The sequence below is a fragment of the Citrobacter sp. CK180 genome (genome assembly GCF_030333655.1).
Lineage (GTDB): Bacteria > Pseudomonadota > Gammaproteobacteria > Enterobacterales > Enterobacteriaceae > Citrobacter_B > Citrobacter_B koseri.
This window is the reverse complement of record NZ_JAOWFM010000037.1, coordinates 63,032-77,020: the sequence shown is the minus strand read 5'-3', so window position 1 is coordinate 77,020 and position 13,989 is coordinate 63,032. Positions and strand designations below refer to the sequence as shown.

General features: G+C 56.1%; 11 protein-coding genes. 2 read left to right on the top strand and 9 right to left on the bottom strand.

Annotation, left to right across the window (positions count from 1 at the left end; all coding sequences use genetic code 11):
- Nucleotides 1-37: 37 nt before the first annotated feature.
- Together prpC and prpB are read right to left on the bottom strand one after the other, a co-directional pair.
- Complete coding sequence (gene prpC, locus OGV50_RS05875; RefSeq protein WP_047458582.1) at nucleotides 38-1,207, bottom strand: bifunctional 2-methylcitrate synthase/citrate synthase; 1,170 nt, start codon at nucleotides 1,205-1,207, stop codon at nucleotides 38-40.
- A 122-nt stretch (nucleotides 1,208-1,329) separates the two neighbouring features.
- A complete protein-coding gene (gene prpB, locus OGV50_RS05870) occupies nucleotides 1,330-2,208 on the bottom strand; it encodes a methylisocitrate lyase (protein ID WP_024130618.1) in 879 nt (292 codons plus the stop codon).
- 265 nt (nucleotides 2,209-2,473) lie between these two features.
- On the opposite strand from prpB, the gene prpR reads away from it, so the two are divergent.
- On the top strand, nucleotides 2,474-4,060 hold the full coding sequence (prpR, locus tag OGV50_RS05865; RefSeq protein ID WP_286488383.1) for a propionate catabolism operon regulatory protein PrpR: 1,587 nt from the start codon (nucleotides 2,474-2,476) through the stop codon (nucleotides 4,058-4,060).
- 262 nt (nucleotides 4,061-4,322) lie between these two features.
- Here prpR and yahO read toward each other — a convergent pair whose 3' ends face one another.
- Nucleotides 4,323-4,598: a DUF1471 family periplasmic protein YahO gene (gene yahO / locus OGV50_RS05860; RefSeq protein ID WP_012133651.1), complete on the bottom strand. Its 276-nt coding sequence runs from the start codon at nucleotides 4,596-4,598 to the stop codon at nucleotides 4,323-4,325.
- Nucleotides 4,599-4,796: 198 nt separating this feature from the next.
- Here yahO and OGV50_RS05855 point away from each other — a divergent pair, with 198 nt between their 5' ends.
- The gene (locus tag OGV50_RS05855) at nucleotides 4,797-5,429 is read left to right on the top strand and encodes a LysE family transporter (protein ID WP_115181929.1); all 633 of its coding nucleotides are present in this window, start codon (nucleotides 4,797-4,799) and stop codon (nucleotides 5,427-5,429) included.
- Here the strand turns inward: OGV50_RS05855 and OGV50_RS05850 are convergent.
- The 6 genes from OGV50_RS05850 to OGV50_RS05825 form a co-directional block, all read right to left on the bottom strand.
- Nucleotides 5,395-6,564, bottom strand: coding sequence for a multidrug effflux MFS transporter (locus tag OGV50_RS05850; protein ID WP_134769694.1), 1,170 nt, complete (start codon nucleotides 6,562-6,564; stop codon nucleotides 5,395-5,397). The genes OGV50_RS05855 and OGV50_RS05850 overlap by 35 nt on opposite strands.
- 18 nt (nucleotides 6,565-6,582) lie before the next feature.
- Entirely contained in the window at nucleotides 6,583-7,947 is a 1,365-nt protein-coding gene (locus tag OGV50_RS05845) for an efflux transporter outer membrane subunit (protein ID WP_012133654.1), read from the bottom strand.
- A 3-nt stretch (nucleotides 7,948-7,950) separates the two neighbouring features.
- Nucleotides 7,951-11,058 (bottom strand): efflux RND transporter permease subunit, encoded by a 3,108-nt coding sequence (locus tag OGV50_RS05840; RefSeq protein WP_200030815.1) that lies wholly within the window; start codon nucleotides 11,056-11,058, stop codon nucleotides 7,951-7,953.
- The gene (locus OGV50_RS05835) at nucleotides 11,058-12,179 is read right to left on the bottom strand and encodes an efflux RND transporter periplasmic adaptor subunit (protein ID WP_286488382.1); all 1,122 of its coding nucleotides are present in this window, start codon (nucleotides 12,177-12,179) and stop codon (nucleotides 11,058-11,060) included. Before OGV50_RS05835 ends, OGV50_RS05840 begins: the two co-directional genes overlap by 1 nt.
- Before the next feature lie 160 nt (nucleotides 12,180-12,339).
- Nucleotides 12,340-12,906: a TetR/AcrR family transcriptional regulator gene (locus tag OGV50_RS05830; protein ID WP_049009383.1), complete on the bottom strand. Its 567-nt coding sequence runs from the start codon at nucleotides 12,904-12,906 to the stop codon at nucleotides 12,340-12,342.
- 188 nt (nucleotides 12,907-13,094) lie between these two features.
- Nucleotides 13,095-13,988 carry a MurR/RpiR family transcriptional regulator gene (locus tag OGV50_RS05825; protein ID WP_012133660.1) on the bottom strand — a complete coding sequence of 298 codons (894 nt, stop codon included), beginning with the start codon at nucleotides 13,986-13,988 and terminating at the stop codon, nucleotides 13,095-13,097.
- Nucleotide 13,989 lies beyond the last annotated feature (1 nt).

The window sequence follows — 13,989 nt, the reverse complement described above, 5'->3', positions numbered from 1 at the left end:
GGTACATTTCCTGCGTTTTATCGTTAGAGAAATAAAATTATTGGCGCTGATCCAGCGGAATAAATTCGCGATCTTCCGGGCCGGTATAATTGGCGGAAGGTCGGATAATTTTGTTGTCCTGACGCTGTTCGATGATGTGCGCCGCCCAGCCGGTGACGCGGGCGATCACAAACAGCGGGGTGAACATTTCGGTGGGGACGCCCATCATGTTGTAGGAGACCGCCGAGAACCAGTCGAGGTTGGGGAACATCTTTTTCGATTCCCACATCACGTTTTCCAGACGGTCGGCGATGTTGTACATCTTCAGCGAACCACCGGCCTCCGAAAGCTGTTTCGCCACGCGTTTGATCACCTGATGGCGCGGATCGGCAATGGTGTAGACCGGATGGCCGAAACCAATGATCACCTCTTTATTTTCAATGCGTTTGCGGATATCCGCCTCGGCTTCCTCCGGCGTTTCGTAACGCTGCTGAATTTCCAGCGATACCTCATTCGCCCCGCCGTGCTTCGGGCCGCGCAGCGCGCCAATCGCGCCGATGATGGCGGAGTAGACATCGGAGCCCGTCCCTGCAATCACCCGGCTGGTGAAAGTGGACGCGTTGAATTCATGCTCGGCATACAGCACCAGCGAGATGTGCATCGCCTTTTCCCAGCTTTGCGACGGCTTCTCGCCGTGCAGCAGATGCAGGAAATGGCTACCGACGGAGTCGTCGTCAGTTTCCGGCTGAATACGTTCGCCGTTATGGCTGTAGTGATACCAGTAAAGCAGGATGGAACTGAGCGAGGCCAGCAGTTTGTCGGCGATATCGCGCGCGCCGGAAACGGTATGCCCCTCTTTTTCCGGCAGCGTACAGCCGAGCGCCGACACGCCGGTGCGCATGACGTCCATCGGGTGCGACGCCGCAGGCAATGCTTCCAGCACGGTGCGTACATTGGCCGGTAATCCACGCAATGCTTTCAGCTTATTTTTATAGGCATGGAGTTCATCGCTATTGGGCAATTTGCCGTGAATTAACAGATGCGCAACTTCTTCAAATTCACAATGCTCCGCGAGATCGAGAATATCGTACCCGCGATAGTGTAAGTCGTTGCCGCTTTTTCCCACGGTACACAACGCGGTATTTCCGGCCGGAACGCCCGATAATGCGACAGATTTCTTGGGCTTAATGACATGGGTGTTGTTTTGCAGGATCGTCGTATCGCTCATGTTGTCCTCGTCATTGTTATATGTAGGGTATTGAGGGTGTACGTTTCGCCGCCGTAGGCCTGATAAGGCGCAGCCGCCATCGGGCATTGCCGGATGGCACTTCGTTTATCCGGCCTACGGGTCTACTTCAGGTTCAGCGCATCCAGCTTCTCTTCGTACTGGTAATAATTGATGCTTTCGTACAGCTCGTTGCGGGTCTGCATGATGTCGATAACGTTTTTTTGCGTGCCTTCCTGGCGCAGCACGTTATAGACACGCTCGGCAGCGCGATTCATGGCGCGAAATGCCGACAGCGGATAGAGCGCCATCGCCACGTTAGCGCTGCGCAGTTCGTCAGTGGTAAACAGCGGCGTCGCGCCAAACTCCGTGATATTCGCCAGGATCGGCACCGGTACGGCATCGGCGAACTGGCGATACATTGACAGCTCGGTAATCGCTTCCGGGAACAGCATGTCGGCCCCCGCCTCCACATAAGCCCGCGCGCGATCGATCGCCGCCTCTAATCCCTCCACCGCCAGCGCATCGGTACGCGCCATGATCACGAAGTCAGGATCGGTACGCGCATCCACCGCCGCACGAATTCTGTCCACCATCTCCTCTTTAGACACGATCGCCTTATTCGGGCGATGGCCGCAGCGTTTCGCGCCGATCTGATCTTCGATATGCAGCGCAGCGGCGCCGGCTTTGATCATCGACTTCACCGTACGCGCCACGTTAAAGGCGGAGGAACCAAAGCCGATGTCGGCATCCACCAGCAGCGGCAGCGGGCAGACGTCGGTAATACGGCGGATGTCGGTCAACACATCATCCAGCGTGGAGATCCCCAGATCCGGCAGACCCAGCGATCCCGCCGCCACGCCGCCGCCGGAAAGGTAAATCGCCTGATAGCCTGCGCGCTGGGCCAGCAATGCGTGATTGGCATTGATGGCGCCGACGATCTGTAAGGGGTTTTCTTTGGTGAGCGCAGCGCGAAACGCCTGGCCCGGAGAGTGTAGAGACATATCCCGTCCTCTTGTTATCAACTTGTTATTTAATGTTGATTCACATAAAGCAAAGGGAATGCCAGAGCGGTCGCTGAAAAAGAGAGAATTTTGTTTTTTCTTATAATTCAAATAAATAACAAAAAACACAAACTTAACCATACCTTTCATCAGGACAAAAGCGTGTCAGCTAACGTTTCATGAAACGGTTCGCGCTGTTTCATTGCAACATTTATGAAACACGACTAAAACAAAATCTCGGCCCCTCAATACAACATCAACTGCTATGGCTGACACGCACCTTCCCGCTCGCGATAATCATGACAAGCCGGTGATCTGGACGGTCTCGGTAACGCGTCTGTTCGAGTTGTTTCGCGACATCAGCCTGGAGTTCGACCATCTGGCGACCATCACCCCCATCCAGCTTGGGTTTGAAAAAGCGGTGAACTATATCCGTAAAAAACTGGCGACCGAGCGCTGTGACGCCATTATCGCGGCGGGTTCCAACGGCGCTTATTTAAAAAGCCGCCTCTCCATACCGGTGATCCTGATTAAACCCAGCGGATTCGACGTGCTCCAGGCGCTGGCGAAAGCCGGCAAACTGACCTCGTCCATTGGCGTTATCACCTACCAGGAGACGATCCCCGCGCTGATCGCCTTTCAAAAAACGTTTAATTTGCGTCTGGAACAGCGCAGCTACATCACCGAAGAGGATGCCCGTGGGCAAATTAATGAACTGAAAGCCAACGGCATTGAGGCGGTAGTCGGCGCAGGGCTAATTACCGATCTGGCGGAAGAAGCCGGGATGACCGGCATTTTTATCTATTCTGCGGCCACCGTGCGTCAGGCGTTTAGCGATGCGCTGGATATGACCCGGCTGACGCTGCAACATGGCGGCCAATATGCCTCCGGCAACGGGCTACGCACCCGCTACGATCTGGGAGATATGCGCGGCCATTCCGCGCAAATGGAGCAGGTTCGCCATACGATCATGCTGTACGCCCGCTCCAGCGCGGCGGTGTTGATTCAGGGTGAGACCGGCACCGGTAAAGAGCTGGCGGCGCAGGCGATTCACCGCGAGTTTTTTGCCCGTCGGGGCCAGCGCAGCGGTAAAAAAACGCCTCCGTTTGTGGCCATTAACTGCGGCGCAATTACCGAATCGCTGCTTGAAGCAGAGTTATTCGGTTATGAGGAGGGGGCATTTACCGGTTCCCGACGCGGCGGACGCGCCGGTCTGTTTGAAATCGCCCACGGCGGGACGCTGTTTCTGGATGAGATCGGGGAAATGCCCCTGCCCTTACAGACCCGTCTGCTGCGCGTACTGGAAGAGAAAGAGGTGACGCGCGTTGGCGGGCATCAGCCTGTCCCGGTGGATGTACGGGTCATCAGCGCCACGCACTGCAATCTGGAACAGGCGATAAAGCTGGGGCAATTTCGCACCGATCTGTTTTATCGTCTCAGCATTCTGCGCCTGACGCTTCCGCCCCTTCGGGAGCGCCCGTCAGATATCGTGCCGCTGGCGGAGGGATTTTTGAAACAGTCCCTGGCGGCATTAGATGCGCCGTTTGGCGAATCGGTGCGCGAGGGGCTGGCGCAAAGCCAGACCATTCTTCTGCGCTATGCCTGGCCCGGCAATATTCGCGAGTTGCGTAATATGATGGAGCGCCTGGCGCTTTTTTTAAGCGTCGAGCCGCAGCCCAGTCTGGATAGCCAGTTTTTACAGCAGTTTTTACCCGAGCTGGCGACAATTCCCGAAGCGCCATCAGCGCTTACGCCGCAGCAGGTTCTGGCGCAGTTTAACGGCGATAAAACCGCGGCGGCGCGATATCTGGGTATTAGCCGGACGACATTCTGGCGACGATTAAAAGAGTGAAGGTTTATCGCCGGATGGCGCTGACGCTTATCCGGCCTACGAGCAGAGTGAGGACTTATCGCCGGATGGCGCTAACGCTTATCCGGCCTACGAGCAGAGTGAGAACTTATTGCCGGATGGCGCTGACGCTTATCCGGCCTACGAGCAGAGAGAGAACTTATCGCCGGATGGCGCTGACGCTTATCCGGCCTACGAGCTACGAGCAGCACTGAACCGTAGGCCGGATAAGACGTTTTACGTCGCCATCCGGCACAATGACAGCTTATTTTTTCTTGTAGATATCCGCAGTACCATGAATTTTATTATCGGTTTGCCCGGAGGTCAGTACGACCACATCAGCCCCTTTTTCATCGGCCTTTTTAAGCAGATCCTCTTTTGCCTCCATAGTTGACGTCTCATTGCTGGTATTAATGGTGCCTATCTTCGTGTATTGCGACTCCACTTTCTCAAACTCGACCTTTGTCAACAGCTCCGCGGCATAGACGTTGGTTACGACAAACGCTAACGCACCAATCAATACTTTATATCCTGTCTTCATATAAAAGCTCCGGTTGTGTTATTACGCTATCATCGCCTTCTCGGAACGGATGCTCTGTTCTGAGTGATTAAATAACTAGTTGAGATTAGCGGAAAAATCCAGTCAGCCGGATGTATCATAATTTGTGATCTTTCTCTCACCCCTGCACTTTTACTATAAATAGTATGGCGTTAACTATCAGGCCCTGGAAATCTCACTATGGAACCTCTGCACGCGGTTGTCCTGACCGTCAGCCTGTTCGTCTTAACCTTCTTTAACCCCGGCGCAAACCTCTTTGTGGTGGTACAAACCAGCCTCGCCTCCGGGCGTCGGGCCGGTGTATTAACGGGGCTGGGCGTGGCGCTTGGCGATGCGATTTATTCCGGGCTGGGACTGTTTGGCATGGCGACCCTGATTACCCAGTGCGAAGAAATTTTCTCGCTGATCAAAATCGTCGGCGGCGCATATTTGTTATGGTTTGCCTGGAACAGCATCCGCCATCAGGCCACCCCGCAAATGCCGACTCTGCAACAGCCCATTCCCGCCCCCTGGAGCGTGTTCTTCCGCCGGGGACTGTTAACCGATCTGTCAAATCCGCAGACGGTGCTGTTTTTCATCAGTATTTTCTCGGTCACGCTCAGCGCGGAAACCCCGACATGGGCAAGACTGATGGCCTGGGCCGGCATCGTGCTCTCTTCCGTCATCTGGCGCATCTTCCTGAGCCAGGCCTTTTCCCTACCGGCGGTACGCCGCGCTTACGGGCGAATTCAGCGCATTGCCAGCAGGGTGATTGGCGCGATCATCGGCGTGTTCGCCCTCAGGCTGATTTACGAAGGCGTGAACCACCGCTAGCCAGTAGCAGAGCGGCCACATAACAGAGCGCCACCGCCAGACTCATTTTCAGCATGGTTTCGCCACCCAGCCCTGACAACGGCGCGGCGATGCCACCGAAAACAAACATGCTCATCCCCATCAGCGCGGAGGCGGTTCCTGACTCCTGAACGTCCACCACGCTCATCGCCTCTGCGCCCGCCACGGTGCCAATTCCGCTGCAAAAGGCGACGGTAAAAAAGAGCGCCACCAGCGCCAGAACCGGCTGCTGTAGCCAGGCACAGAGCAAGGTGGTTAACGCGCAGATGACGGCCAACAGCAAGCCGCCGCGCAGCAGCGTCATTGCCGTGATTCGACGCGCAAGACGGGAAAAAATCAGCGAGGCGACGATCAGCCCGATCCCATTAAGACCAAACAGCAGGCTGAACTGCATCGGGCTTAAGCCATACTCGCTTTGCAGCACAAATGACGAAGAGCCGATATAAGCAAACAACCCCGCCAGCATGAAGGCCTGCATCAGGCAAAAGCGCATAAAGAGACGATTTTTCACCACGCTGCGCCCGGTCGAAAATAACGATGCGCCGCGCGTTCGCTGCGGCAGCGTCTCACTGATAAACAGGATGCAGCAGAGCAAAAGCAGTGTCGCAATACCCGCCATTACCCAAAACAACATACGCCAGTCAAACGCGGTGGCAATGTAGCCGCCCAGAACCGGAGAAAGCACTGGGGCGATGCCGTTCACCGTCATGAGCAGCGCGAAGAACTGGGTCAGGGTCACACCCTGATATTTGTCCCGCGCAATAGAGCGCGAGAGCACCGAACCACCGGCCCCCGCCGCGCCCTGCACAAAACGCCAGACGATCAGCCAGTGAATATCCTGAGTTGTCGCGCACAGTACCGAAGAGGCAATAAACAGCAACAGCGACAGGATCAACGGAACCTTACGACCAATCCGGTCGCTGAGCGGGCCAAACAGCAGTTGCCCAAGCCCAAGACCGATCAGCGAAGACGTCAGCGTCAGTTGCGTCAGGGTGGTCGTCGTTGCCAGCTGTTCGGACATCTCCGGCAGAGCGGGCAGATAAAGATCGGTACACAGCGGCCCGATCCCGGTTAACAAACCGAGGATCAGCACCCACGAAAGCGACACGCGCGCCATAAAAACACCTCCCTCTGATTACCGGGCCCCGCCGCCGAGCGACTGCCAGAGCGTTATGCGGTTTTCATTGTCCGTCAGTTGCAGGGCGATAAGCGTCTGCTGCGCCGACCACAGCGTGCGTTGCGCCGTCAGTACGGTCAGATAATCCCCGACCCCGGCGCGATAACGACGCATCCCGACATCCAGCGTTTTTTGTTCTGCGGCGACATACTGGCGCTGGGCATCCAGCTGTTCATCCAGTGTCGCACGCCGGGCAAGCGCATCAGCCACATCTTTGAACGCGCTTTGCACCGTTTTTTCATAGGTAGCAATGAGTCCCCGTTTTTGCGCTTCGGCATAGCGGAGCTGCGCCAGGTTGCTGCCGCCGGTAAACAGCGGCAGCGTAATGGAAGGCGCAAACGACCACACCTTCATGCCATGACTGAACAAGGACGAGAGCGCATCGCTGCCAACACCGGCGCTTGCCGTCAGGGAGATGGTCGGGAAGAAATTCGCTCGCGCCGCGCCAATATCGGCATTGGCGCTTTTCAGGTTATGTTCCGCTTCCTGAATATCCGGCCGACGCAACAGCACGGAAGAAGAGACGCCAGCGGGCACCAGCGTAATCACCTGCGCATCAAGGCTTTCCAGCGTACCGGGCAGCACGCTTTCCGGCAGCGTTGTGCCCGCCAGCAGGTTCAGGGCGTTGATATCCTGCGCCACCTGAGTCTGATAGCTGGCTACGCTGGCGCGCGCCTGCTGGTAAACGCTCATCGCTTCACTGACATCCGTTGCGGCGGCTGTCCCGACCTGCTGCTGACGTTGAACAATTTTCAGCGAGTTTTCCGCACTGGCCATCGTCTCCCTGGCCAGCGCCAGATTGCTGTTATCTGCCGCCAGGGTCAGCCACGCGGTGCTGATCTCGGCAATTAACGTCAAACGGGTGTTCTGCGCGGTAAATTCGCTGGCAAGCCAGGTTTCTCGCGCCGCCCGTGACAGGCTCTGATTGCGGCCAAACAGATCCAGCTCAAAGCTGGACACCGCGCCATCGGCTTCAGCGCTCGTTCCGGTTCCGTTCGCCAGCGTACGGCTGCGTGTAGAACTGAGTGAAGCATTCACCGTCGGGAACAACGAGGCACGCGCTTCGCCATACAACGCCCGTGCGGAGTCGATATCGGCAATCGCTTTCTGGACATCACGGTTACTGTTAAGGGCGGTGTTCACCACCTGTTGCAGCCGCGCGTCATTAACAATCTGCTGCCAGTCGCGGCTGACAGCGTTCCCCTGCCCCTGCGCGCCCGGTAAACTTGCCGGAACCGGCGCATCGGGCGTGCTGTAGTGCGGATCAAGCGACACACACCCTGCGCTCAGGAGAGCGAAAACAAAGAGAAAAATACGCAACATAACTTACTCCTGACGACGGGACTTGCGGGTAAACAGATGCCTAACCAGCACGAAGAACAGCGGGACGAAGAAGATAGCCAACAGCGTGGCGGTTAATGTCCCACCGATGATTCCGGTCCCGATCGCCACACGGCTGTTCGCCCCGGCCCCTGTGGCGATAGCCAGCGGCGTAACCCCGGCAATAAAGGCCAGAGAGGTCATAATGATTGGGCGCAAACGGGTCTGCGCCGCTCGCAGCGCAGCCCGGCTCAGGGAATAGCCTTCCGCAACCGCAGCTTCGGCAAATTCGACGATCAGAATGGCGTTTTTCGACGACAGGCCGATGGTGGTCAGCAGCGCGACCTGGAAGTAAACATCATTATTTAAATCACGCATCCAGGCCGCCAGCGCTGCACCTAACAGCCCCAGAGGGATGACCAGAATCACCGAAAACGGTACCGACCAGCTTTCATACAGCGCCGCCAGGCAGAGGAAAACCACCAGAATAGATATGGCGTACAAGCTCATAGCCTGACCGCTGGCCAGCTTTTCCTGCAATGACAACCCGCTCCACGCCCATGTGGTGCCAGCAGGCAAGCTGTTTGCCAGCGCTTCCATTTTGTCCATCGCGGCGCCGGAGCTGAAACCGCTGGCGTTTTCTCCCTGAATCTCATAGGCGGCAGAGCCGTTGTAGCGCACCAGACTTTCCGGGCCGTACTCCCAACGGGTGGTGGCGAAGGCGGAAAAGGGCGTCATGCTGTTATCGCTGCCGCGCACGAACCATTTGCCCAGATCCGCAGGCGAAGAACGGAACTCGCTGTCGCCCTGAATGTAGACCTTCTTCACGCGACCGCGATCGATAAAGTCATTGACATAGGTTCCCCCCCAGGCGCTGGATAAGGTGCTGGTCACATCGCTTAAACCAAGCCCCAGCGAGACGGCCTTATTGCTGTCGATATCCACCTGAAGCTGCGGCATTTGCGGCAGGTCATTTGCGCGCACGGCGTGCAGAATATCGCTCTGGTTTGCCTGGGCGATCAGCTGATTACGCATCTGTAACAGGGTATCGCGATCGGTCGCCCCATTCGCCATCAGCTCAAAAGAGAAGCCGTTGCTTTGCCCCAGCCCCTCAACCGACGGCGGCGTCATCGCAAAAAGCGTCGCATCGCGAATAGCGCCCAGTTCTTTACTGGCACGCAGCGCAATAGCCTGTGCGGTATTTTCTTCGCCTTTACGCTCCGACCAGTTTTTCAGCGAAACGAACGCCATCCCGGCATTCTGCCCGCTGCCGCTGAAGCTAAAACCATCGACGGTAAAAATAACGTCCGTATTGGCCTTCTCTTTATTGAGAAACCAGTCTGTCACCTGACGATTGACCTCTGCGGTTCGCGACGCCGTCGCCCCTGCGGGCAGGGTGTACTGCACCATAATTTCACCCTGATCTTCGGTCGGTAAGAAGCTGCCGGGCAGCTTCCACATCGCCAGCGCCATCGCCCCGCATAACAGCGCATAAATGCCCATCACGCTGACGCTGCGACGCAGCACATGCAGGACGCCGCGCTGATAACCCTGTTCAGTTCGGCTATAGAATCGGTTGAATATCCCGAAGAAGCCCTTTTTATGCGGCGCGGTATGGCTAAGAATCGAACCGCACAGGGCTGGGGTCAGGGTCAACGCCACCACAACCGAGAGCAGCATTGCCGAGATAATCGTCACAGAGAACTGGCGATAAATGACGCCGGTAGAGCCGCCAAAGAACGCCATCGGCAGGAATACCGCAGACAAAACAAGAGCGATAGCCACCAGCGCACCAGCGATTTCCCCCATCGATTTTTCGGTAGCTTCGCGCGCGGGCAGCCCTTCATCGCGCATAATACGCTCGACGTTTTCCACCACCACAATGGCGTCATCGACCAGCAGGCCTATCGCCAGCACCATTGCAAACAGCGTCAGCGTATTGATGGAGTAGCCAAACAGCGCCAGCACGCCAAAAGTACCGAGCAGCACGACCGGAACCGCCAGCGCCGGAATCAGCGTGGCGCGAAGATTCTGCAAGAACAGGTACATCACGCAGACCACCAGAATGATGGCTTCAAACAGCGTCTGAACCACATCCTCTACGGAGATCTTAATAAATTCGGTGCTGTCTTTCGGATACGCCACGTCATAGCCCTGCGGCATATCCCGTTTAAATTCAGCGACTTTATCTTTTACCAGCGTGGCGGTATCCAGCGCGTTCGCCCCCGGCGCAAGCATGACCGCAACCCCCGCAGCCGGATGACCGTTGAGTTTAGCGATGGCGGTGTAGTCTTCACTGCCCATCTCCACGCGCGCCACATCCTGGATGCGTACCACGGCCCCGTCAGACTGGCTTTTGATAATGATCTTTTTGAATTGTTCTACCGTCTGCAAGCGCGACTGCGCGCGAACCGTAGCGGTCAATTGCTGTGTGTCAGGGGAAGGTAACGCACCGATTTTCCCGGCGGAAACCTGAACGTTTTGCGCTTCAATGGCGCTCTGCACATCCGACGGCATCAAAGAATAGGAGGCCAGTTTCGCCGGGTCCAGCCAGATACGCATGGCGTATTCCGCACCAAACACCTGTAGGCTCCCGACCCCTTCCACGCGTGCCAGCGGGTCCTGTACGTTACTCACCAGCCAGTCAGCGATATCTGAGCTGCTCGCCCGGTCGGACTTATCATACACGGCGGCAATCAGCAGGAAGTTACTTTGCGATTTCACCACCGTGACGCCGGATTGTTGAACCTCGCTCGGCAAGCGGGATTCCGCCTGCTGCACCTTGTTCTGTACCTGCACCTGCGCGGTGTCAGGGTCGGTGCCCTGTTCAAAGGTGACATCAATACTGACCGAACCATCGGAACTGCTGGTCGAGGTAAAATAGAGCAGGTTATCCAGCCCGGTAAGCTGCTGTTCAATCACCTGAGTCACGCTGTTTTCCAGCGTTTCGGCGGAAGCGCCGGTATAGGTCGCCGAGATTTTCACCGACGGCGGCGCCACGTCAGGATACTGCGCAACCGGCAGCGTTTTAATCGCCAGAATACCGGCCAGCATGATCAGAATGGCGATAACCCAGGCGAAAACGGGTCTGCGCACAAAGAAACGGGAGAACATCAGCCTTTGCCTCCGTTCAGTTGTACATCAACGGCGTTAACCTGCTGACCCGGCGTGACCTTACTTGATCCCTCAACGATCAACCGGTCGCCGCTACGCAAACCGTCCAGCACCAGCCATTTATCCCCATAGGTATCGCCTGTTTCCAGGGTACGCTGCGCCACTTTATTGTCTTTAGTGACCACCAGCGCTGTCGCATTGCCTTTCGCATCGCGCGTGATCCCCTGCTGCGGCGCGAGGATCGCATCGTTCATGATCCCTTCATCAATGCGGGCGCGAACGAACATACCGGGTAACAGCTGCTGTTGAGGGTTGGGGAAAATCGCCCGCAGCGTGACTGAGCCTGTAGACTCATCTACCGCCACTTCCGTCAGCGCTAACTTTCCTTTTTCGCTATAGGTCGTGCCATCTTCAAGCGTCAGCGTCACGTTCAGGGTATCGCTGTTGGTCGCCAGAGACTGCTTACGCAGGCGCAGCAAATCCACGCTGGAGCGGGTAAGATCGACATACATGGTGTCGAGCCCACGAATGGTCGCCAGCGCCGTTTCCTGTGAAGCCGTCACCAGCGCGCCGGGCGTGACGGATGAGATACCAATGCGCCCGGAAACCGGGGCGGTAATGGTGGTCCAGTCCAGATTGATACGCGCGCTTTCTAATGCGGCTTTCTTTGCCTCCACGCTGGCTTTGTCCTGAGCACAGGTGGCCTGCGCATCATCGGCATCCTGGCGGGAAACACCGTCATCGTTAACCAGCCGCGCGTAACGTTGCGCCTTCTGGCAGTCGGCATTCACCAGCGCCTGCGCCTGTCTGAGCGAGGCATTCGCTTCGTTCCATGCGGCGCGATAGCTGGCGGGATCGATCTGATACAGCGCCTGCCCCACTTTGACGATATCGCCCTCATTAAACAGGCGTTTTTGAATAATGCCCCCCACCTGCGGGCGAACTTCGGCACTGAGCGCTGCGCTGGTGCGTCCGGTCAGTTCACTGACGACAGAAACGGGTTCTGTTTTAAGGGTCACGACGCCCACTTCCTGAGACGGAGAAGCGGTATTGTCGGTTTGCGTATTATCACAGCCGGATAATAACAATAGCGCGATAATTGATGTTGTTATGTATTTCATCTTTTTTCCAGGGTGAGAAACGCCTGCCCCGTTAAAATTAACAAGGTAGCACCAGGCGACTGAACGTTATTTCAGGTACAGCGGTATCGCGTCATGAGCTATTTCTCACAACGACAATAAGGGAAATAATTTATTTCCCTTTGATTATTAGATTCTTTATTCAGCCATTCACAAGCATGGTAACGATATCCCGATATATCTCCTGTAACGCATCAGGGTCACTTTTTTGCGGCGTCAGGCGACGGTAAACCGCCCCTTCCATCATGGTTGCAATCACTTCAACACAGCAACGGATGCGGGCCTCGCTGAGTTGCGGACACGTTTTTCTCAGGTGCGCGCAGGCGTTGTCGAACATCCGCGCATCCGCCTCTTCGAGCATCGCGGCAACATGAGGATTGCGGGTCGATTCAGCCGCCATCTCCAGCATCAGCGCATCATCATCCTCGCTCAGCGTTTGCCGCCAGGCCAGGATTCCGGGGATACGCTCCGTCTGGGTTTTATCTTCTATCTGCGTGATGCGATAGTCGATAATACGGCGGATCATCTCTTCGATAATGGCATCTTTACTGGCGAAGTAGCGATAGATTTGCCCCACGCTGAGACGGGCTTCAGCGGCGATCTGCGACATGCTGGCACCGTGAAATCCGCTTGCGCGAAAGCACTGGCGCGCGGCGTTGATGATCTCATCCTGTCGTTGTTTCTGGCGGATTTCCAGCTTGCTGCTCATCGCATCTCCTCGTCACCTCAAAAGTGAGAATGATCGTTCTCATTTTGGCTAATTATACGTCTCCTGCGCACATTGAAAAGGATTTTTTTGCTTATTATTTTCCTGCATTATTTGCCAGGAAAATAATGGAGAGATTATGGAGATTTAATGAAAAAAATCTGAAAATCAGATGGAGAGAATATTTAAATTTATTTCTTTGCCCCTGACTTTCCAATTCCCCGGTACAATTCATTGATGCGCTTAACGGACTTAATCGAACGCTGCGGGGCTGTCGAAGCGACAGACAACACGATCATTTCCAGGCAAACCAGCACCGTACCGTGCAGCGGCATTTTCCCGTTCTCACCGCCGCGCGGCACATTGATCACCACATCCGCCTCCTTGCTAAAACGTGATTCCAGCGCATTGGTCAGTAAAATCACCGGCACGCCCAACCGCTTCGCCTCGCGGATGGTCGTCAACCCTTCGCGATGCGGCGATTTCTGCGCCATCATAATCAGCACATCCCCCCGCTGTAGCGCAATCAGCTGTTCCGCCAGGTTAATCCCGGTACGATTAAACGCCACCGACGGTAAGCCAATACGGCTGAGCAGACGCGCCGTGTAGTCCGCAAGTATCCCGGATGCGCCAATGCCAAATATCCCCACCTGACGCGCCTCCACCAGCAGTGCGACCGCCTGCGCAATCGCGTAACGGTTTTGCGGCGTAGACAGCACGTCGCAGGTGCGCTGATGCCCTTGCAGAACAAAATCAATGCTCGAATTTACATCGCAGGAAAGCGTATTCACCGTGGTCGTCATTTTCTCTTCCGAGGTGATACCCGGGCCAAACCAGTGTTCGATGGTCTGTTTTAAATCGCGCAGCCCGGCAAACCCCAATGCCTGAATCGCCCGGACAACCGTCGCGTCAGAAGTTTGAGTGGCGGCCGCAATTTCTATCGCCGTAAATTCCAGTACCACTTCCCGGTTCTCATGGATATAACGCGCCACCGCCTGCATCCTCGGCGAAAGCAGATGCGCCCGCGCCCGGAAGCGATCGCCGTAGACATCAATACGATTTTTCACTTTCTTCGCCGTCAGCATG